The sequence below is a fragment of the Novosphingobium pentaromativorans US6-1 genome (assembly GCF_000767465.1).
In the GTDB taxonomy this organism is placed as follows: Bacteria; Pseudomonadota; Alphaproteobacteria; order Sphingomonadales; family Sphingomonadaceae; genus Novosphingobium; species Novosphingobium pentaromativorans.
On sequence record NZ_CP009292.1, the window covers coordinates 71,880 to 91,793 of the forward strand.

The 19,914-nt window shown below is 60.5% G+C and carries 16 protein-coding genes and 4 pseudogenes; 5 read left to right on the forward strand and 15 right to left on the reverse strand.

What is annotated here, in order from left to right; genetic code table 11:
* The first annotated feature begins 21 nt into the window (after positions 1-21).
* Positions 22-1,527 carry a sulfatase family protein gene (locus JI59_RS19040; RefSeq protein ID WP_007014088.1) on the forward strand — a complete coding sequence of 502 codons (1,506 nt, stop codon included), beginning with the start codon at positions 22-24 and terminating at the stop codon, positions 1,525-1,527.
* Positions 1,528-1,712: 185 nt separating this feature from the next.
* Here JI59_RS19040 and JI59_RS19045 read toward each other — a convergent pair whose 3' ends face one another.
* The 4 genes from JI59_RS19045 to JI59_RS19055 form a co-directional block, all read right to left on the reverse strand.
* Entirely contained in the window at positions 1,713-1,928 is a 216-nt protein-coding gene (locus JI59_RS19045; RefSeq protein WP_007014087.1) for a hypothetical protein, read from the reverse strand.
* A 57-nt stretch (positions 1,929-1,985) separates the two neighbouring features.
* Positions 1,986-2,192, reverse strand: coding sequence for a hypothetical protein (locus JI59_RS26845; protein WP_138921445.1), 207 nt, complete (start codon positions 2,190-2,192; stop codon positions 1,986-1,988).
* 63 nt (positions 2,193-2,255) lie between these two features.
* Entirely contained in the window at positions 2,256-2,828 is a 573-nt protein-coding gene (locus tag JI59_RS19050) for an OsmC family protein (protein WP_039857685.1), read from the reverse strand.
* Between the two features lie 36 nt (positions 2,829-2,864).
* Positions 2,865-3,797, reverse strand: coding sequence for a hypothetical protein (locus tag JI59_RS19055; protein ID WP_007014084.1), 933 nt, complete (start codon positions 3,795-3,797; stop codon positions 2,865-2,867).
* A 190-nt stretch (positions 3,798-3,987) separates the two neighbouring features.
* Here JI59_RS19055 and JI59_RS19060 point away from each other — a divergent pair, with 190 nt between their 5' ends.
* On the forward strand, positions 3,988-5,022 hold the full coding sequence (locus JI59_RS19060) for an AraC family transcriptional regulator (RefSeq protein ID WP_007014083.1): 1,035 nt from the start codon (positions 3,988-3,990) through the stop codon (positions 5,020-5,022).
* Between the two features lie 55 nt (positions 5,023-5,077).
* Here the strand turns inward: JI59_RS19060 and JI59_RS19065 are convergent, their stop codons facing one another.
* The 8 genes from JI59_RS19065 to JI59_RS26850 form a co-directional block, all read right to left on the reverse strand.
* Entirely contained in the window at positions 5,078-5,857 is a 780-nt protein-coding gene (locus JI59_RS19065; RefSeq protein WP_007014082.1) for a DUF4336 domain-containing protein, read from the reverse strand.
* A 102-nt stretch (positions 5,858-5,959) separates the two neighbouring features.
* A complete protein-coding gene (locus JI59_RS19070; RefSeq protein ID WP_007014081.1) occupies positions 5,960-7,267 on the reverse strand; it encodes an MFS transporter in 1,308 nt (435 codons plus the stop codon).
* Positions 7,268-7,719: 452 nt separating this feature from the next.
* Positions 7,720-10,182: a putative bifunctional diguanylate cyclase/phosphodiesterase gene (locus JI59_RS25760; RefSeq protein WP_052117994.1), complete on the reverse strand. Its 2,463-nt coding sequence runs from the start codon at positions 10,180-10,182 to the stop codon at positions 7,720-7,722.
* A 252-nt stretch (positions 10,183-10,434) separates the two neighbouring features.
* Positions 10,435-11,091, reverse strand: a complete 657-nt coding sequence (locus JI59_RS19080; protein WP_007014078.1) for a phosphoribosyltransferase — start codon at positions 11,089-11,091, stop codon at positions 10,435-10,437.
* Complete coding sequence (locus JI59_RS19085) at positions 11,088-11,744, reverse strand: dienelactone hydrolase family protein (RefSeq protein WP_007014077.1); 657 nt, start codon at positions 11,742-11,744, stop codon at positions 11,088-11,090. The genes JI59_RS19080 and JI59_RS19085 overlap by 4 nt, the downstream gene beginning before the upstream one ends.
* Entirely contained in the window at positions 11,741-13,066 is a 1,326-nt protein-coding gene (locus JI59_RS19090; protein WP_007014076.1) for an erythromycin esterase family protein, read from the reverse strand. The genes JI59_RS19085 and JI59_RS19090 overlap by 4 nt, the downstream gene beginning before the upstream one ends.
* 367 nt (positions 13,067-13,433) lie before the next feature.
* Positions 13,434-14,174 (reverse strand): FCD domain-containing protein, encoded by a 741-nt coding sequence (locus JI59_RS19095; protein ID WP_007014075.1) that lies wholly within the window; start codon positions 14,172-14,174, stop codon positions 13,434-13,436.
* A 67-nt stretch (positions 14,175-14,241) separates the two neighbouring features.
* Positions 14,242-14,499: a fumarylacetoacetate hydrolase family protein gene (locus JI59_RS26850; RefSeq protein WP_052117995.1), complete on the reverse strand. Its 258-nt coding sequence runs from the start codon at positions 14,497-14,499 to the stop codon at positions 14,242-14,244.
* Here JI59_RS26850 and JI59_RS19105 point away from each other — a divergent pair.
* Together JI59_RS19105 and JI59_RS27750 are read left to right on the forward strand one after the other, a co-directional pair.
* Positions 14,474-15,346, forward strand: a pseudogene (locus JI59_RS19105) (transposase); the annotation flags it as partial. The gene JI59_RS26850 and the pseudogene JI59_RS19105 sit on opposite strands and share 26 nt — an antisense overlap.
* 2 nt (positions 15,347-15,348) lie before the next feature.
* Positions 15,349-16,005: pseudogene (locus JI59_RS27750) on the forward strand (IS3 family transposase); the annotation flags it as partial.
* 357 nt (positions 16,006-16,362) lie between these two features.
* Here JI59_RS27750 and JI59_RS19115 read toward each other — a convergent pair.
* Positions 16,363-17,481, reverse strand: coding sequence for an IS110 family RNA-guided transposase (locus tag JI59_RS19115; protein ID WP_041565023.1), 1,119 nt, complete (start codon positions 17,479-17,481; stop codon positions 16,363-16,365).
* Positions 17,482-17,746: 265 nt separating this feature from the next.
* Here JI59_RS19115 and JI59_RS27440 point away from each other — a divergent pair.
* A pseudogene (locus tag JI59_RS27440) lies at positions 17,747-17,968 on the forward strand (integrase core domain-containing protein); the annotation flags it as partial.
* 94 nt (positions 17,969-18,062) lie between these two features.
* Here JI59_RS27440 and JI59_RS26855 read toward each other — a convergent pair.
* A complete protein-coding gene (locus JI59_RS26855; RefSeq protein WP_138921441.1) occupies positions 18,063-18,710 on the reverse strand; it encodes a ricin-type beta-trefoil lectin domain protein in 648 nt (215 codons plus the stop codon).
* A gap of 229 nt (positions 18,711-18,939) precedes the next feature.
* Positions 18,940-19,771 (reverse strand): annotated as a pseudogene (locus JI59_RS19125) (IS5 family transposase).
* Positions 19,772-19,914: the final 143 nt, after the last annotated feature.

Sequence of the window (19,914 nt, forward strand, 5' to 3'; positions counted from 1 at the left end):
AAGGTTAGAAGGAAAGACTCGATGAACCCGATCAAAGGAACCCGCCGCGAGATGCTGGCAGGTCTTGCGGCAGGAAGCGTGGCTGCGGCCGGCTTGCCCGGCGCATCGCTCGCCAAGGGCAAGAAGCCGAACATGGTCTTCTTTCTTGGCGAAGGACTGCGCTGGGACGAATTCGGATTCATGGGCAATGAAATCCTCAAGACCCCGAACATGGACCGGCTTGCCCGGGAAGGCGCGGTGTTCCGCAATGCATTCTGCACCAACGCGCTGTGCCTGCCCTCGCGTGCCACGTTCCTGACCGGTGCCTACTCGCACCGCACGGGGGCGGTCACTAACGATGCGAACACCGTGCCCGATTCCTTCCCGATGCTGTGCGACCTGCTGCGCGAAGCCGGTTACGAGACCGCGTTCGTCGGCAAGAGTCATATCGGCGGCGCGTTGCTCGACCATCCCTGGGACTATTATTTCGGGTTCAAGGGCCAGGCCGATTACATGCATCCCCGGATCATCGAGGGCCGCAACGGCAAGTACGGGCCCGAAATCACTTATGACGAGTATGTCGACGATCTGCTGACCGACAAGGCCGTCGAATGGCTCGACAGCCGCAGCGGCGACAAGCCTTTCGTGCTGTTCCTGTGGTTCTACGCGCCGCATGCACCGTTCTATCGTCCGCGCCGAATGCTCAATGATTTCAACGGTGTGGCTATTCCGGTGCCCGAGAACTTCGACGACGATCTCAAGGGATACCCGGGCAAGCCGCCCAGGGTGGCCGCTGCGGAGAACAAGATCGGGTCGGCAGAGATCTTCAACGACGATCCTCGTACGCTGGAGGAACTGGTCAAGAACCACTACGCCGGCGTCCAATCGAACGACGAGGACGTGGGGCGCGTCATGAGCAGCCTCGAGAAGATGAATGCACTCGATGATACGGTGCTGTTCCTCAGCTCCGATCACGGCTTCTTCCTCGGCGAGCACACATTCTACGACAAGCGGCTGATGTACGAACCGTCGATTCGAATTCCCATGATGATCCGATATCCCCGGACCATCCGCGGGGGCACGGTGCGTGATGAAATGGTACTGAACGTGGATGCCGCGCAGACGCTCCTGGACATGGCTGGCCTTCCGGCGCCTGCCACGATGCAGGGTCGCAGCTTCTATCCGTTGGCCAGGGGCAAGAACCTGCCCGACTGGCGAAAGGACTGGATGTACGAGTTCTTTGAATATCCTGCGTTCCAGGCGGTGCCCCCGTGCCGGGGCATCCGCACCGAACGCTGGAAATATATCCACTACTTCGTCCTGCCCGAAAGCCACGAGCTTTACGATCTCGAGACCGACCCCAACGAGGATCACAATCTCTACGGCAAGCCGGGCTATGAGCAGATCACCGAGCAGTTGAAGGCCCGGCTCGTGGAGCTGCGCCGCGAAACGCTTGACGACTATCGCTGGCAGGCCAGCCGCATAGCCAAAATGCGGTCTCAATATACGCCTGCGCCCACCGATCTCGAAGCGGCTCCAGGAAACTGAACGAAACGCCGGGCTCCGGAGGCGTGGGCTAGCCCGCCTCTCCGGCGCCTGCCGGACGCAGCGTCAAGGCCAGAGCCAAGCGCCAGTGCGCTGCTGCGCCGCAAATTCCGGAGTGTGAGCACTGCCCCGCGTTGCAGGGCCGGTGAACCTGGCGATGCCTTCGGGTTCAGGCATCGCCGCTGAATTCAGGTGCTCAATGACTTGTCGATATTGTCGAAGAGCACTTTCAGCTCGCCGATGCCATGATTGTCGGCATGCTTGCGAACGCCATCGATCAGCCTGTGAAGGTGCTTTCGCGTCGGCTCATCGAGCTGGTTGAGCTCCTCAAGCCGTTTGATGAGCAGGCCGACCATCGTCAGCGACAGCAGCGCGATATGATCTGTCTGGTTCTTGAGTTCCATCTGGCACTCTCCTCTTGCCAATCGGTTGTGCCAGACTGCCATGGATTCGCTTCTCGTTCACCTTGATAATGCAGCGAAAGGCACAGCGGTGCTGTTTGTGCCGAGGATTTCAGGTCCGAGCCCGATTTTGCTGCCGGTGACGAGCAACTGGGCCAGGCCCAGGCCGATCAGCCCTTTGATGAAACTGCGATCGACGAAGAGGTAATTGGCCAGGATCAGGTCCGTGGCCAACCAGAACCACCATGTGAGATTGCGCCTGGGCACGGACCGTCTCCTGCTTGTTGCCCCCCGGGCGAGTTCGACCTGACCGGGGGGCAGGCAATGGTCTCAACCAACGACCAGCTTCGGGCTGAGGTCGATCGGCTTTGAAATGTTATGGAAGTTGGGCGAGGTCGCCATGACGGCAGCGTGGACTTCCTCGAACTGCGCAGGGGTGGCGTTGCCCTTGATCCGAACCGTGTAAGACAGGGATTCATACCCGGGGGCCACTGCTGGATCGAGGCCGAGGAAACCGCGAAGATCGATGTCGCCGGTGGTTTCGATCTCGAGACTTTCGAGCTCAATGCCGCGAATGGCGCATTGCGCGACGTAGCCCACCGTCATGCAGGCATTGAGGGCCGCAAGCAGGTGTTCCTGTGGATTGGCAAACCTGTTTGAGCCGCCAAGCTCGCACGGTTCATCGATGTCGATGGTGAAGGGGCGGGCGATGTGCTCGCCGGCAAGGCCGAAGCCGTCGACCTGGCTCCGAGATCGGGTCTGTCCCTGCCACTGCGTCGATACGCGCCAGCTGGTTGCTCCACTTTCAGGGTCTGCGGCCACGCCGCCCACGAGAGCCTTGAGCTCGTCCACATTGATGCCGTTCACGATTTCCGGCTTTGTCATTTCGGTTGCGCTGGTCATCATACGTCTCCATCTTCTTTCCTGGGGTTTTGTCTTTCAGGCGAGGCTTGCGATCATGTCGCCGATGCGGCTCATCTGGACTTCGGTGACCATCCCGGTCAGTACTTCGCCGAAGTGCGGGTGCTGCGCGCCGGAATGGATGTACTGCCAGCGATAGGCCTTGAGGAAAGCAGCCTCGATTGCGGCGGCTTCGCCGCGATCGACCATTCGCCCGCAAACGTTCGCGAAGTATGCGGCATCGCAAGCGGATTGCGTCTGCAGGATTGCGTCGACGGCGCCGATCAAGGCGATGAAGTCGTCGACGCCGCGGTCCCGCTCATCGGCGCAGATCGAAGCGTCGTGCCGCTGCAGTTCGAGTTCGTCGAGGATCGCGTGCTGGCTTTCCTCCTTCCAGTGGTAGAGGAACACGTCCCTGAACAGCGGCGAGACTTCAGCGTCGAAATCGATGCTCTGCCGGTAATGGGCCTGCGTGAACAATTCGATGTCGAGCGTCAGCATCAGGACAGCCCATGTGCTCTTGCCAAGAACCGCGCCCGCCACTTCGTCGGGATCGATATCGAAGCGATAGCCTTTCGGCAGGACGTCGCCGATCATGGCGTCGATCCGCCGGAACAGGGCCTGATGCTTGAGCTCCTCGTCGCTGAAGCGGATGAGGGCCTCCAGCGCCGTCTGATCGCCAAGCCAGTAATCCTGGCTCAGCTCAAGGATCTTGGCGTTGATGTAACGCTCGACCAGCCCGAATACATTCGCGTAGGTCCGGCCCTGGATCTGACTGACAAGGCGCTTTTCGCTGTTGGAAAGCGACTTGAATTCGTCGATCATGGACAGCCCGTCAGGCAGGAATTTCTCCTCTCTTGCAAATCTGCGGTTCCGGATGACGTCCTCGTCAATATCCCAGCGCACGCGCTTGGAAGCGCTGATGCATCGCTGGTAGCGATTGGGATGCGTGATTTCGGTAACGACGTTCATTCTCGCTGCTCCTTAGCCATAGGCAGCACAATCGCTGCCTTGCCCGCGTGCGCTGGGCCTTTCTCCTGGTCATTCTCTGTTCGGATCACGGCAGAATCGGAGCATTGGTGCCTCTGATGTCTGGCAGGTGCCGACCGATGCAGCGGTTCCGAACACAGGTTTGTTTTGCGCCCAAGCCCCCTTGCGATCTATGATTGGCCCGCCGGGAAAAATGATCGAAACGCCGGCGCTGCTTGAGGAGAGTGCGGTGGATCCGCTTTCCGACGTTTTGCGTGTGGCGCGGCTGAAAGGTGGAGTGTTCCTGCACGCCGAATTCACTGCGCCATGGTGCATCGCGTCACAGATGACGCCGCAACTGTGCCTGCCGTTCATGCAACCGGCCGAGCATCTCATTCCCTACCATTATGTTGTCGATGGCGAGTGTTTCGTGCGGACTGAACGCGAGCCATCGAAAGTGCACCGGTTGCAGGCCGGCGAAGTCGTCGTGGTGCCGCACAATGACGTGCACCTTCTCGGAAGCGAGTTTTCCTGTACGCCAATTCTCGCCAGCGACCTGATCAAGCCGCCGGGAGAGTCGGGCCTGTTCTCCATAAGTCATGGCGGTGGCGGCCGGCCTGTAAAAATCGTCTGCGGGTTTCTGGGGTGCGATGGCGCCCGGACCAATCCCGTCCTCTCCACCCTGCCGTCATTGCTGGTCCTCAACATAGACGAGGCCGGAGGAGCGGAGTGGATCCGATCCACTTTCCAGTTCGCTGCCAATGAGGTGGCTGGCGGCCGGCCGGGGTCGGAAGCCGTCCTCGCCAAGCTGTCAGAGCTTTTGTTCGTGGATACGGTTCGACGCTATGCGGAAACTCTTCCCGAAGGTCAGACCGGCTGGCTGGCCGGTTTGCGCGATGCCTTCGTCGCTCGTGCACTCTCTTTGTTTCACGGCGATGTGGCGCGGGCATGGACGATCGACGACCTCGCCCATGAAGTCGGCCTCTCCCGCTCGGCTTTGGCAGACAGGTTCGTGCGGTTGCTGGGCCAGCCGCCCATCCAATATCTCTACCATTGGCGCATGCAGATTGCGGCACAGGAGCTGCGCAATTCTTCCGCGTCCCTGGCGCAGATCGCCTTGTCGGTCGGTTACGATTCCGAAGCTGCATTCTCGCGCGCCTTCAAGAAGGCCTACGGCTCAGCACCGGCGAGCTGGCGCCGAACCGCGCTAACCCGGGAAGCGGCTTGAGGCAGGTATTCCCGGCCAGGGGTCCATTTGCGGCTGACCGTTTCCGGGGCGCAGCCTAGATCCAGCTCAATGCATCTTCGAGGACTTTTGCGGCGTTGGCTTTCACACATTTCCCATGCGCAATCAGTAATTGTTGCGGCTGCCAACCGAGGAGCTTGCGACGCGCGGCGCGGGCCGGCTTTCGCCGCAGAAAGCTCGCCCGCCATTCGCGCGGCGTGCTTCCATGTTCGCCGGCCAAACCGTCGAGTTTCATCAGCAGGCCCTTGAAGCCTCGCAGGTATGGGGGCTGGAACCGCTGGATCAGATCGCAGACTATCGCGGTGCTCGATGGCCGATGAAAGAAGACAACTTCTTCCATCGCGAATGAGCCACGAAAGATCACCTGATCGATGTCCGCCGCCCAGCACGGGGGCGGGAGATCGGCCAATTCATCATTGAAGCGCATCTCGGGCCTTTTGCGGGCCAGACCGGGCGGCGCGAAAAGCCGGGCATCCGGCCAGCGCTCGGCCCATTGCTGAAGGAACAAGTAATGAAGCTTGTTGGGTGAAACAAGGTAGCTCACCGGCCCGATCGCTTCGACGGCACTGGCCAGTTCATCCGTCAGCGCGATGGGCGACCAGATCCACACCTTGCCGTTCGAAAGCCGCACGGCAGCCATGCGTGTCGGATAGGGGAAGCCAAAGAACGATACGTCCGGTCCGTCGACGCAATAGAGGGACGGCCCAAATTCTTCGAGCATGGATTCAACAGCTCCCAATTGATCCGCTTCGATGATACATGAAATGATACGGCGCGGCGCAATCGATCTTGCGCGCGAACGTAGCCGTTCCTTCATGCCGCTGCCCTCTCATCCAGGAACTTGTGGTCGGGCCGCTGGCGATTGCCAAAGTTGCGACAAGGGGTGGGAAAGCATTCCTTGTGACGTTTCGAATGGATCTCAGGCTTCAGTTCTCGCTGGCGCCGTTTCGGGCATCTGCCAGAATACTGCGAACACGCAGAGAGCTACCAGGGCGATCATGGCTCCCGGCGCGCCCGCCCAGCCACTTTGCGTCACGACAAGATGGGCAACGAGCGGAGTTAGGCCGCCGAACAGGGCGGTCGCCGTCGTCGCGCCGAGTGCGAGGCCGCTGAGGCGACCCTCGCCGGGGAACTGCTCGGCGGTGCTTACCGCGCCTACCGCGCTTACTGCGCCGCCCAGCGCTGCCATGATGAAGGCGCCCGCCCACGTCGCCACACCGCCGCTGGTCATTGCCGCGAACAGGCTGGTTGGCAGCGCGACGCCGCCGAGCGCCAGAGCCAGCAGAACCGGGCGGCGGCCGAACCGGTCGGAAAGGAGCCCGGTTAGCGGCGTCACCAGGATTACCGTCAGCGCCGCAAGCGTCGAGATCGACAATGCACGCGCTTCGGGCATCGTGCCGGTGGCATCGAGAAAGACCGGCACATATGTAATGCCCACATAATAGGTGATCGATCCCAGCGCCGAAATCGCAAAGCCGCGGCTTATGGCGATGCGCTGGCGCGCCAGCGTCTGGCGGATCGGCCGCCGGGGCACTTTCCCCATGCGTTGCTGGCGGGTGAATTCGGGTGTTTCCTCCAGCGTGGCACGAGCGATCAGCACCACGCCTGCCATTGCCGCGCCGAACAGGAAGGGTAGGCGCCAGCCCCAGCTGACGAGTGCGGTTTCAGGTATGACCCATACCGTCAGCGCCGCCGCTCCCGCCGCGGTCAAGGCGCCGATCTCGCTGGCTGCCGAGGCACAGCTGGTAACCAGCCCGCGACGTTCTTGGCTGGCGCCTTCCAGCAGGTAGGCGACGACGCCTGTGTACTCTCCGCCAACCGAGAACGACATGATGCAGCGTAGCGCGATCAGCAGGACGCCCGCGAGAGGCCCGGCCTGTGCATGTGTCGGCAGCAGGGCGGTCGCCGCCATTGCCGCTGTCATCATCGCCATCGAGCCCAGCATTGCAACGCGCCGCCCGAACCGGTCGCCAAGGTGGCCGAACACCAGCGCGCCAAGGGGGCGCATCAGGTAGGCCACGGCAAATCCACCCAGCGTCTCGGTCATCGAGTTCGCGCCGCTGCCGAAGAACACGCGGGCCAATACCGTCGCAAAGTAGAGGTAGAGCGTGAAGTCGTACCACTCCACCGCCGTCGACAGCGCCGCCACGACCATTGAGCGCCGCGTCATCGGCGGCAAGGACGATGGCGCGCTGCCTGCGTCATAGGAACTGGCGTCCTTCATCATGCGGGCAAACTGGCACAGGCCATGGCAGGGGGCGAGGGGCTGCGTTTCACGGCAGGGTCGGGGCAAGAAGATCCGCTGGAAGGATCGCGTCGAGCGGGTGATGGGGGCTCAAGGCGGATTACCGCTCGAAGCCGCGAAACTGCTGCGCATCTGGAGTGCGCGGTATTGGCGAACGGTCATGCGCAATCGGACTTCTCCATCGAAATACCCCTGCCGCTGAAAAGAGATCGCAAATGTGTAATCCCCTACAGGGCCATGTGTTGCGCGTCGGCTTCGTCCTGTCGAAGCAAAGACAGCCTTGCGGCGCAAGAGGGCAGCCAACCCGGCGCGCGTTGAAACTACGCGCGTTAATCAATCTTCTTGATGAAGCGTTGGTCTGCCCGCCGGCGGCCTCAGACCTCATTCTCGCCATGGAGAACGAGGTCTTGCCTCTCGGGCGTGTGAGCTATGCCTCAGCGACCGGCATTGGCGCGGGGTTGGTTGCCGACGGACTTTGCGCGGTGCTTCTCCTGCCTCTTGCGCCGGTCGGTCGATCCACCGACGATGGCTGCGTCCCTGTCGCTGCGATGCGCGAGTTCGACGAGGGTATCCCTGCGAACTGGCTCGCGCTGACTATCCTTGCGTTCGAAGGGCAGGTTTTGTGAAGGCACGGCGCCGCTGAAGAGAAAACCCTGGACCTGGGCACAGCCCTGTCGTCGCAATGCTTCGAGTTGGCCGTCGTTCTCCACTCCTTCCGCAGTCGTGCGGATATCGAGATCGTTTGCGAGGGTGATGACCGACTGCACGATGGCCTGGCAGTCCTCTCGATCAAGCAGGCCGGCGATGAAGCTGCGGTCTATCTTGATTTTGTCGAACGGGAAGGCGTGCAGATATTTCAGGGAGGAGTAACCCGTTCCAAAGTCATCCAGACTGATCCGCACGCCCATCTTCCGGATGCTGTGAAGCAGGTCGATGACTTCGTCCCGGTTCTGGATGAACAGGCTCTCGGTGATTTCCAGTTCCAGCCGATCCGGCAGCACTCCGCTGGACGCGAGCGCATGGGTTACCAGCGGCAGGAAGCTCTTGTCCCGCATCTGTGCCGGGGAGACATTGATGGCGATGGTAAGATGATCGGGCCACCGTGCCGCTTCGGCCAGGGCGTTTCGCAGCACCCATTCGCCAAGTTCGACGATGAGGCGGCTTTCCTCGGCGATCGGGATGAAAAGATCGGGTCCCAGCAAGCCCCTGGAAGGGTGGTTCCAGCGCACGAGCGCTTCGTAGCCGCCGGTCTGGCCGGTCGAAAGGTCCACAAGCGGCTGGTAGTGGATTTCCAGCTGGTCACTGCGGATCGCGTTCCGCAGCCCGGTCGCCAGATCGCGCCTTTCCTGCATCTGCTCGCGCATGTTGGCATTGAACGTCGAGATGCCATTGCGACCGCCCAGTTTCGCTTCGTACATGGCCAGATCGGCCGCGCGCAGCAGTTCATCGCCTGTCGTGCCATTTTCCGGCGCGAAGGCCGCGCCGATGCTGGCGCCGATCGGCATCGCCTGGCCATCGATCTCCAATGGCATTGCCAGGACTTCCAGAAGGCGCTGGCCAATTTCGAGGCATTCCTCATGGGACGACAGGTCGGGCAGGAGGACTACGAATTCGTCGCCGCCGATCCGGGCGACCATGTCGCCGTGGCGGACCACCTGTTCGAGCCTGCGTCCGACCTCGATCAGCAGGGCATCGCCAGCCGCGTGACCGTATCCGTCGTTGATTTCCTTGAAGTGATCGAGATCGACGAACAGCATGCCTGCAGTCCGTCGTGCCGAAAGGCGCATCATCGTGCGCTCGAGGGTGGCGTTGAACAGGGTGCGGTTCGGCAATCCCGTAAGCAGATCGAAGTGCGCCATGTGGGAGATGCGGGCTTCGGCACGCTTGGCTTCGCTTACATCGGCGATGAACCCGCGCCAGCCGCCCCTTTCTCCGCGCAACTGGTCAACGAGCCGCCCGCTTATCGACCACCAGCGCTCTTCCCCGCACGCCATCAAGGGCAGGATCAGGTCGCGAAAGCTTTCGCCGCGCTGCAGCTTGTCCTGCAGTTCCTGCAAGTGGACGCCCTCGTGAAACAGCGCCGTCAGCGGCATGCCGCCAAGTTGCGCCGCCTCGATGCCGCAGGCGTCGCAAAATCGCGGGGAAGGGTTGGAAATATGGCCTCTGGCATCGATCTCGTAGAGCCAGTCGCTGCCTTCGTCATCGTACTGGTTGAGGAGCAGACTGATGGTTTCGTGCGACTGTGCCAGGCGCTTGGTGCGGATACGCCGCGTGGCGAAAAGATAGTAGAGGTTGTAGATCGACCAATGGAGAAACGAGGCCAGCAGCAGCACGATGACGGCAACTGGTGCGGTACCAGCAAGACCCTCCCGGGTGATTGCGCCCGCCACGAGGGCCCCGCCGCTGGCAAAAACGGACGCAAGCGCCAGATGCGGCAGGGTCAGGATGCTTATCCCATCGATCACCATCATCGCCAAGCCCAGCGAAGCCAGTTCGTGGGTGTGACCCTGCGGTGCAACGACGATCGCCCAGCCCAGTATCGCCGACCAACAGAGCGTGCGCAGGCCAATGCCCGTCTTCCGGTAACGCAGGGCAAGCGATTGACTCAGATCTGGCTTTGTCTCGCGCTGACGAACCGCCAGTTCTATGCCGACGACCAGGGCGCATCCGGCAAGGGCCGCGCAAGTGAAGGCCGTGCTGGTGGACGGGCCGACAAGCAGCAGAAGCGCGGCAAGCCGGACAAGTTCGAGCAGGGTAAGCGGAAACGAACGCAGGTAGTCGCTGCGGCAGCGCGCGAACCAGTCTTCCTCGTGCGGCTCGACGTGATGACGGGTCAACGCCAGCAAGGTGACGGGCGTCTGCCTGATCAATGCGTGTCCGGCCTTCGATTCAGCCATTTCGTTCTCTCTCCCAAGCCTCGCGCATCCAAGCAGGCCGTCGCCCGGCGGCGGTGCGGGCTGGCGAACTCGTGCAAGAAGTACTTGGGGCAGCGTCACTAGTCGTTTAGTGTAAATGATTGACTAATAGCTGAATTTCAGGACCCTGAGCGGTCTTTTCAAGCAACGATTGCATCGCCGAATATTCGCGCATGAAAGGCGATGCATTTGCTGAATTTGAGCGGTAGCTGGGACAGGCCTACTGCAGGCCGGTCATTCCCATTTCTTCGCCGCTTCCAGAAGGCGGACGACTTCTTCGTCCTCGGTCTGGTCGAACTTGCGATAGTGCAAGCCGACGGCATGGAAGGGGAAGGGCGTGGCAAGGCAGATGACTTCGTCGCACAATTGCCGGAATTCGGGCAGGACTTCAGCGGGGGCCAGCGGTACAGCCAGGATCACGCGCGACGCCCCGACTTTTGCCAATCCCTTCAGCGCAGCGCGCACGGTTCCACCTGTCGCGATCCCGTCGTCGACCACGACCACCGTGCGGCCCTTTAGCGATACCGCAGGGCCAGTGCGGTAAAGCGAGCGTCGCCGCTCGATCTCGGCAAGCTGGCGGGCAATCTGCATGTCGATATAGTCGCGGTCGGCGCCGACCCTGCGCGCCATGGCCTCATCGATGACCACCTGCGGAGCTGCCCCGTCGACGAGCGCACCGATTCCGTATTCTTCGTGCCCTGGCGCACCGATCTTGCGCACCATCAGGATGTCGAGCGGTGCCCCGAGCGCTTTTGCTACCTCGAAGCCGACCGGCACGCCGCCCCGTGGGAGGGCCAGGACGACCGGATCCTTCAGATCCAGCGCCGCGACGGCTTGCGCCAGCGCCAGGCCTGCATCCCTGCGGTCGGCAAATCCAGCGCTCGCAGTCATCGCGCTTCTCCCAAGTGATGGCGGAACCACAGGCTTGCGAGTGTGACGACCTGCTCGAGCGTACCCGGTTCCTCGAAGAGATGCCCTGCGCCTGGAATGATCGCCATGTCCTTCTCGCAGGTCAGTGCATCGTAGGCCGCAGCGTTCAGATCGATGACGATGCCGTCCAGTTCTCCGACGATCAGCAGCGTCGGGGCGAGCACTTTGGGCAGCACCGCCTGCCCGGCGAGATCCGGCCGGCCTCCGCGCGAGACGACGGCGGCAATGCGCGGATCGTCGGCCGCAGCCCTGAGCGCTGCACCGCCGCCCGTGCTCGCACCGAAGTAGCAGGGCCTCAAGGTACGCGTCCGTGGATGGCCCTGGGCCCAATCGACCGCCTGGTGCAGACGGGTGGAAAGCAGCGCGATGTCGAAGACGTTGCGGCGATCGTGTTCTTCTTCGGGTGTCAGCAGATCGAGGAGCAGTGTGGCCAGCCCGTCGTCGCGCAGATGCGCTGCAACGTAGTTGTTGCGCGGACTGAGCCGCCCGCTGCCGCTGCCATGGGCGAAGATGACCAGACCTTTTGCGTCCGCCGGCACGCCCAGAAGCGCGGCCAGTCCATGCTCGCCGATCCGCACCTCCTCCAGCGCGGTGGAAGGGAGCGGCGCGCTCATAACCCGAAAGGCCAGGTTTCCGGCGCGCCGTGCGGGCGTTCGTGCCCCAGCGGCGTGACCGCCCTGGTCTGTTCGAACCAGACGAAAGCGTCGAACTGGTCGGCCAGGATGGCTTCGAAATAGTGGCTCGCGCGCTCGGTCTCGGGACGATAGACGACCCCGATTGCCCGCTCGAGGAGGGTCTGGGACAGCATCTCGACAAGCCGCGGATCCTTGCGTCTGCGCCAATCGGTCAGACTGCGGGCATGACCCGTCCGGCGGAACGCGGCTTCCCAGCTATCGTCGCGCGCAGGGCGAACCTGCATCACACGCATGTCCGCGCCCCAGTCCGAAGCCGCCGCGACGGTGCCGCGATCCATGCCGAAACCGATCAGCACTGCCTCGTTGCCAAAGGCCGCCCGGCACAGTTCCCCGATGTTGAATTCGCCGTGCCAGCCCATCGCCGTCGCAGAAGCATTGCCGACATGCGAATTGTGCGCCCAGACCACGGCCCGGGCGTCCTTGCGGTGGGCCATCAGCCTGAGCAGTGTATCGAACATGTGCCGATCGCGTTGGTTCCAGCTTGCCGCGGAACCGCGATACATGGCGCGGTAGTATTGCTCGGCGGCGCGCACGATGCGCGCGTTCTGCTCTGCATCGAAAAAGGCCTCGCCGTCCTGTCGGATATAGTCCATTCGCTCGGCAAGCAGGCCTTCGAGCTGCGCTACCACGGCGTCCTCGCAGCCGCGCAGGGTCCCATGCTCGACCGCCCTGCCATAGTGCTGCGGTTCATCCTGCCAGGGCATGAGGCAGGCATATCGTCTGCGCGCCTCGGCCGCCGCAGCCTCGTCATGCGCATCGAGATAGGCGATCACGGCATGGATCGACTCGCCCAGCGAATAGACGTCGAGACCATAGAGGCCCGCCCGCTGCTCATCGGGAAGAGTCTCATTATGGCCGCGCAGCCAGTCGGCGAAAGACAAGACTTCCTCATTGCGCCACATCCACGTCGGGAAGCGCACGAAGGGCTCGCCCTTGCGCGGACGGGCGGCGCGGTGCCGGGCATAGGCATCGATCCGGGCCACGTCCGGCCAGTCGCCTTCGACCGCCACGATGTTGAAGCCATGCTTTTCGATCAGGCGCCGTGTAATCGCGGCGCGCGCGGCATAGAATTCATGAGTGCCATGCGTCGCTTCGCCCAGCAGCACGACCCGCGCATCGCCGAAACTTTCGAACGCATCGGCGAAGTGCGGCGCGTCGGGGCTCGGCAGTATCCGGGCCGCGTCGCGCAGGCCGTCCAGAAAGTCGGCCTCGTTCACCGTTATTCGGTTCTGGATCGTCATGGTGAGACTCCCAGCAAGCGTACGGTCTGGATAGGATCATGCGCCTGTCTCTTGCATTGATCCAGAGCAATCTGGCTGCAAAAGGGCTGGCGGCGCTGGCGCGTATCAGCGCATTGACGCCCCACCGGAGGCAAGTTCAATGACTTCTTCGGTAATCTGTTTCTGCCGCGTGCGATGCGGCGTTGATCATCACGAAGCCCCGAGTGCTAGTTCGCCGGCAAAGACTGCTGTAATCGACCAATTCAGAACTACGGTAGTGACTACGGCGCAGTTACTGGACTCTGTGACGGATGTGCCACATCATGGCTTTCACGTTGTAGCAGCATAGATGATCGATCGTCCTTACGCTGGCGCTATATCTTTCTTGTCAGTGAATGCCATTATCTATCAGCCATTTACGGGCATTTTCGGCAGTGCCGTGAATATGACTTTCTATGATCTCGCAAGCGCGTTCGGTGTTGCGTTCCAGTACCGCTTCCATAAGCTGACGATGTTCGTCGATGCGGCCGGGCGAAGGACTTTTGCGTATCGACAGCGTCCGATAGCGCTGCGCTTGATCGAACAGCAGACTGCGGAATCTTAGCAGCCAGTTTGATGGACATGCGGCGATGAGAGCTTCGTGGAAACGACTGTGGCGTTCGACCCAGACCCGTCGGTCAGTGGGTGAGGTCACCGTTGCCTCGGCTTTGGCCATCATATGATAAGCGGCAACGATATTCGCTTCCCACTGGTCGTCGCCGTGCTCGATTGATTGGGCTAGCGCTTTCTTTTCGATGTCCAGCCGGATTTCCGTTATATCTTCGAGATCGGTTAGCGAAATCGGTGCGACGCAGAAACCGCGGTTCGCCTCTGCAGAAACCAATCCTTCGGACACCATGTGGGTGAGAGCTTCGCGCAGGCTGCCTACGCTGGCGTTATAGCGCGACCTGAGTTCATCAAGCTTCAGTCGCTGTCCCGGAGCGAGTTCACAACTTATAACATCGTCACGCAGGCGCGCGCGCAGGTCAGTTGGTTCAATATCGACCGTCTCGCTCGCGACTTGTTCCACATCGGGCGCTTTGGCCTTTTTCGGGCGACCTCGCCTGACAATCTTTTCCTGCGTGGACATACTGTGCGCTCGATTCCTCGTCTTTGGTACAAATGCGCCCTGAGGCGCATTTGTACTAAGGTGAATGTTAGACTTCGTCCACAATGCCGTTCACCAGCACGCCTATTTTGCTAATCTCCACCTCGGCAAGGGCGCCTGGCTTCATGAAGATCGGCGGTGCACGAGCAAAGCTGAATCCGCCCATCGTACCGCTAGCGATGATGTCGCCGGGTTTCAACGTGATCCATTCGGTGATGTAGGAGATCAGTGCCGCGACATTGAAGATCATGTCGCTAGAGCGGTTTTCGACCGTTTTGAATCGGTTGCACCACGTCGTCTCCGACATCAAGGGGCCACGGGCATGTGTGTTATCCGGGCCATAGCCGACGGTGAGCCCGACTCCGTCACCCTTGCCCAAATGCGTGACGTTCGGTGCCATGCCAGCCATGGCCGAGACAATCTGTTCCGCCTTAACCGGCAACTGGCGCGATGAACACATCTTCGCTGTATACCAATCGCTTGCGCTGTTCGACTTCTACCAGGTCAAGACCGTGGACTGCGACCGAAAGCTGGAGATTGCTTTTCGGGACCTCGAAGGCGGCGAAGAGTACGACATCGCGCGTTTGCCCAAGGTTCGGACCAAGTCCACGCAAGTGAACACGCCGGACTTTGACGTTCGTTTGGCACTCTATCGCGTACTGGTAGTAGATCTAACCTTGATACACGGCATTGGACCATCGCTGGCCCTCAAGCTGGTAGGGGAATGCGGCACCGACCTTGCGGTGTGGCCAAGCTCAAAGCACGTCACATCATGGCTGTGCCTGGCGCCTGGCAACAGGATATCGGACGGTAAGCTGCTGTCATCGAAAACGCGCCGATCATCGATCCGGGCTGCCGCACTGCTGCGCCTTGCGGCAAAGACGATAGGTCGGACTGATACAGCGCTTGGGACATTCTACCGGCGGCTGTTTGCAAGGACCGGAAAATCCAAGGCTGAGACTGCCACCGCGCGCAAGATCGCCGTGCTGTTCTACAACGCTTTGCGGCACGGGATGGCCTACAATGACCCCGGCGCTACCCAATACGAAGATCGGTATCGCAGCCGGGTAATCGGCAATCTCCAGCGCCGCGCCAAGGCCTGCGGCTTCTCGCTCGAGGAACTGCCGCCCGAGCCGGAGATAGCTGTTTCTTAGGAAGCCACCGCGTATTTCGCTCGAGATGCAAAATGAGATACGCGTTCATTGCCGAGCATCGCGATCGTTTCGGCGTGCGGTCAATTTGCCGGTGCCCCGCCGTGCAACCCAGTGGCTACTACGCATGGCAGAAGAGGCCGCTGAGCCGAGGGGCTCGGGATGACGCTCGGCAGACCGAGTTGATCCGGCGGGCCTGGAACGATAGCGGCAAGGTCTATGGCTACCGTAAGTTGTCAGACGAACTGCCGGATCAGGGTGAGATCAGCTGCCCGAACCGCGTTGCCCGGTTGACCAGGCTGGCGGGCATCAGGGCGCAGATGCGCTAGGAGCGCAGGCACGGCAGCTATGGCGGCGCAAGCCGAAGCAGCGGGTGTTGATCCATTCGGACCAGGGCTCGCAGTTCACCAGCAAGGACTGGCCTGCCGTCATCCGGACCCACAATCTTGAGCAGTCAATGAGCGGACGCGGCAACAGCCGACAGCGCAGTTGCCGACGGCTTCTTCTCCTCGCTCAAGCGCGATTGTATCCGGCGCCGGACCTACAAAATGTGCGAGGAAGCCCGGCAGGACGTGTTCGATTACATCGAAATGTTCTGTAACCCGGTGCGCAAGCAGGTCAGGAAAGGCATGCTGCCGCCCGTCCAGTACGAGCGGCAGTAGTTCTTGAAAGCGGAAGGCGTCTAGAAAACTCTTATGTTCGAATTCAAGAGCCTTCGACATGATGATGTCCTTTCCGCCCGAGATGACGAAATCAAAGGTGCGAAGCTGATGTGCAGAGTAGGAAGCAGGGCTTTCGACGACGGTTGGCACACTCTTATGCGCGGGTTGGTTACCGCATATCCGTATGTTCGTCCGGGGCTGCCTCTGCCTAGGGTCGGGCGTAGACGTTATTGTCCGCCACTTAGTTTTCACGAGGATTCCCCACCGGGGCCCTGCTCCCAACTTTGCACATCAAGCAGATGATGACGCTGGTTTTGTTCTGTTCCTTTCTCGTTGCGGTTTACCGAGGAAGAGCCTTCATGCCTGAGCGGTGGGAGAAACTTCTTGCCCAATTGCCCAGAGAAATGCGGCCATCTCCCGCGCAATCGCCGCTACCGCGACGGTTTTGAGCTTGCCGGTGGTGATCAGTCTCCGATAGCGTGCGCAGAGCCGGATCTGGGCTTTCCATGCGATCTCGCGGACGGAGCGTGGCAGCCCGTCCAACCGGGCTTGGATCGCCTGACTCACCCGAGCAGGGTAGCGATAAGTCCATGCACCTTCGATCAGTACGCGGCGTGCCCGCCTGTTGCCGGCCTTGGTGATGCCGCCACGCTTCACCCGCTCGCCTGTTGAACTCTCGGATGGCACAAGCCCGAGGTACGCCATCAACTGCGGCGCCGTTTCGAAGCGTCGTATGTCGCCGATTTCCACGACAAAGGTGACCGCTGCGATGAACGCAATGCCGCGCATTGCCTGATAGGCCTCCACGACAGGCGCCATGGCCCAGGACACGGTTACCTCAGCGACCTGCTTGGTCAACCGGTCTTCACGGACGGCCGCATCCTCGATGGCCTGGATATATTCGGCGAGCACTATATGATGGGCGGGATGGGTGAAGCTCTGCGCCGCCAGCCATCGAAAATGGGTCCGTGTCCAAGGCGTTCGTCCCGGGTAGATCCGGCCATGGCGCAGCAAGAATGACTGAAGCTGCTGGCGTGCCTTCTTTAGCGCGTCGTGAGCGCGCTCACGGGCGCGGACAAGGTCTCGCACAGCTTCATGCGCTTCGTCCGGAACCCACACAGCAGTCAACTCTCCGGCGCGATGCAGCCGTGCCAGGCTGACTGCATCGCGTCGATTGGTCTTCACTCGATCGCCCGGACGCTTGGGAATAAGGGATGGCGCAACGACCTGGCACGCATGTCCCAGCGCGATGATCTGGCGGTAAAGATCGTACCCGGTCGGGCCGGCCTCATAGCAGAAGTGAAGCTTGGCCCCGCGCTTTGCCAACTTGGCCACCATCGATGCAACCGATGTCGGTTCGGCTGAGATATCGCCAAAGAAACGGACTTCGCCGTTCCGCTCCTTTTCCGCGACCGCAACCGAGATCTTCGCTTTCGATGTATCGAGTCCGATGAAAAGTTCGCTATACTCGTGCATGGTTCGCCCTCGCCTGAGCATGGGGATAGGCGCCGGCCCGTCCGGCGTAACCCCCGTTTCCTGCTTACTCCGAGGGCGGGCCAACTTCACCGCACGAACATACGGTCTAGGAGCTATTCAGAAAGCCCTCCAGAACCGCGATCCGTCAGAATTGGAAGCCTGAACTTACGACCCGTCGCTAACTCCGGTGCTATCGACAGTGCGTGTACGCCGAACAACTCGAGCGACCACCTCGCCGCAAGGCGGCCGCTATCGGATGCGTACTTACAAGCGGGGCGTGACGCTCGACTTCTCACGTCCAGGCAAGTCCACCGACAATGCGTTCATCGAGGCGTTCAATAGCAAGCCGCGCAGCGAATGCGTGAACACCCACTAGTTCATGTCACTGGAAGACGTTTGCATGAGACTGGATCAGTGGCGTAGACACTCCAACGAAGAGCGACCGCACACCGCAATCGGAAATATCCCCCCGATCAAGCGGGCAAACCCGACCGGGGCCACCAGCCTCCTGGACCCGCGTCAGGCGGAGAACTTTAGATTTGAGCGGTCCAAGGTTGGGGGGCATTGCAAGCCCTGTGGTGCTATTCAATAAGAGCTTCCCAGCGCTCCATTGATATTTCGCCCGATCCGCAGGGTTGAAGCTCTAATATTCGCGCGAGATGAGAATAAGCCGGGTTGATGGAACGCCCACGACCATAGGGGTCTCCGCCTGGAAGCATTAATTTTCCGGCTATCGGACCTGTACTTTCGACGTAAATACAAAAATCACTATCTTTTAGTTTGAACTCACCGAGATCCGTATATTCGAACTCTTGAAGAGATGGTTGGTCACACGTCGCGTATTCGAAATAAGATCCAGAAACTTTTGACTTGGCTGTCAGGCACCAATCAAATTTTTGCTTACTGTCTTCGTATATCCATCGAATATTATGCTTCCCATCTCGATTGTACCGAAAAACCTGGTCGGGAACCCGATCGAAGTGACAGGTATGTGCCCAAGCCGGAAACGGGAGCAGAAATGAGATGTTCCCGGGAATGTCGATACAATATCCGTCCGGCTCATCAAGATACCGTATCAATCTGATGCGTCCCTCATACCCGCCCACTGCCGACAAAGCACTCCGCCCTTCCACGGTTGACTGATCAGCAAGTCCCGTACCGCTCATGTTCAGCAGAACCGCGCCTAGGCTAAAAAGAAAGAGTCTCTTGAGCATTGCGACGAGCTGCATTTCGGGTCCAATGGTAATCATTTCATCACCGTTTGTTTGATGTTTCTGATTTCTGACGCAGCAATGTAATAGACTATATTACGAAAGCATAAGATGCATAGGGGAAGCCTCACATGGATCTCAATTGTCACCGGGGCCAACGCACGGAGACGAGTTGAAATTCCAAAACAAACATACCTGGCTTCTTAGGTGAGGACATGCCTCTCTGAGAGTCTGACTCGGAAGTTTATCAACCGTAGCAATACCTTGCAGTTCTGCGGGTGAACATGCGAATTGAGGTTATTGTCGCCGAAGCGGTGGACGATGCGATGGTGGTTCCTCAGTCTTTGGCGAGGCGTCGGCATCGACCGAGCCGTGCGAAGGCGTTCAAAGACCCATCGACGGGGATGGACCTGAAAGCCTTTGACCTTGTCTGAGCGCTTGATGATCTCGATTGTCCAATCTCCCGATCCCGCCAAAGCCTTGCGAGGTTTGTCGTCGGCATAGCCTCCATCGGCAAAGACATGGCGTAACCATGGGAAGCGCCGGCGCACGGCCTTGAGATTATCGACCGGACCGTCGCAGTCCTGGATGTTAGCGGGATGCGCAAGGATGAAGATGAGGAAGCCGCAGGTATCCGTCAGGATATGCCGTTTGCGCCCCTTGATCTTTTTTCCTGCATCGTAGCCGCAGGGCCAGCTGTCTTTCGTGATTTTTTCCGATTGGCAGTCGATCACTCCGGCGCTCGGCGAGGCTTCGCGCCCCTCGAATTCGCGCAGCTTCATGGCTAGCACGGTGTTCATTGCCTCGAGGAGGCCGGTGTTGCGCCAGCCATAGAAATAGCGCTGGTCCGTCGAGACCGGCGGAAAGCGTCTGGGCAGAAGTCTCCAGGCGCAGCTGCTTGCCGCGATGTAAAGCAAAACATTGACCGCCTCCCACATGTCCGTCGTACGACGTCGACCTCCACGCTTGGCGGGCGGGATGAACGGCTCCGCCAATTGCCACTTCCGGTTCGTCATATCACTGGAATAGCGCAATCCTTTTCGGCTATGCTCCTCTCGGGTAATACCAATCCACGCTATCGATCACTCCATCTCTTCGCAAGGACGGTGTGAATCGCAACATGCTGGTATTCCTTAATAACTTTCGGGCGCAGCTCTGAATGTCGGTCTGTGTTGGAGAAGCATCGATCGGCCACCTCGATGCTTCTCCTGACATTGCCGTA

Coding starts and splice junctions, on each gene's coding strand:
- JI59_RS19040 (WP_007014088.1), top strand. CDS start 22: ATGAACCCGATCAAAGGAACCCGCCGCGAGATGCTGGCAGGTCTTGCG.
- JI59_RS19045 (WP_007014087.1), bottom strand. CDS start 1,928: ATGGAACTCAAGAACCAGACAGATCATATCGCGCTGCTGTCGCTGACG.
- JI59_RS19050 (WP_039857685.1), bottom strand. CDS start 2,828: ATGACCAGCGCAACCGAAATGACAAAGCCGGAAATCGTGAACGGCATC.
- JI59_RS19055 (WP_007014084.1), bottom strand. CDS start 3,797: ATGAACGTCGTTACCGAAATCACGCATCCCAATCGCTACCAGCGATGC.
- JI59_RS19060 (WP_007014083.1), top strand. CDS start 3,988: ATGATTGGCCCGCCGGGAAAAATGATCGAAACGCCGGCGCTGCTTGAG.
- JI59_RS19065 (WP_007014082.1), bottom strand. CDS start 5,857: ATGAAGGAACGGCTACGTTCGCGCGCAAGATCGATTGCGCCGCGCCGT.
- JI59_RS19070 (WP_007014081.1), bottom strand. CDS start 7,267: ATGATGAAGGACGCCAGTTCCTATGACGCAGGCAGCGCGCCATCGTCC.
- JI59_RS25760 (WP_052117994.1), bottom strand. CDS start 10,182: ATGGCTGAATCGAAGGCCGGACACGCATTGATCAGGCAGACGCCCGTC.
- JI59_RS19080 (WP_007014078.1), bottom strand. CDS start 11,091: ATGACTGCGAGCGCTGGATTTGCCGACCGCAGGGATGCAGGCCTGGCG.
- JI59_RS19085 (WP_007014077.1), bottom strand. CDS start 11,744: ATGAGCGCGCCGCTCCCTTCCACCGCGCTGGAGGAGGTGCGGATCGGC.
- JI59_RS19090 (WP_007014076.1), bottom strand. CDS start 13,066: ATGACGATCCAGAACCGAATAACGGTGAACGAGGCCGACTTTCTGGAC.
- JI59_RS19095 (WP_007014075.1), bottom strand. CDS start 14,174: ATGTCCACGCAGGAAAAGATTGTCAGGCGAGGTCGCCCGAAAAAGGCC.
- JI59_RS26850 (WP_052117995.1), bottom strand. CDS start 14,499: ATGTCGGAGACGACGTGGTGCAACCGATTCAAAACGGTCGAAAACCGC.
- JI59_RS19115 (WP_041565023.1), bottom strand. CDS start 17,481: ATGCACGAGTATAGCGAACTTTTCATCGGACTCGATACATCGAAAGCG.
- JI59_RS26855 (WP_138921441.1), bottom strand. CDS start 18,710: ATGCAGCTCGTCGCAATGCTCAAGAGACTCTTTCTTTTTAGCCTAGGC.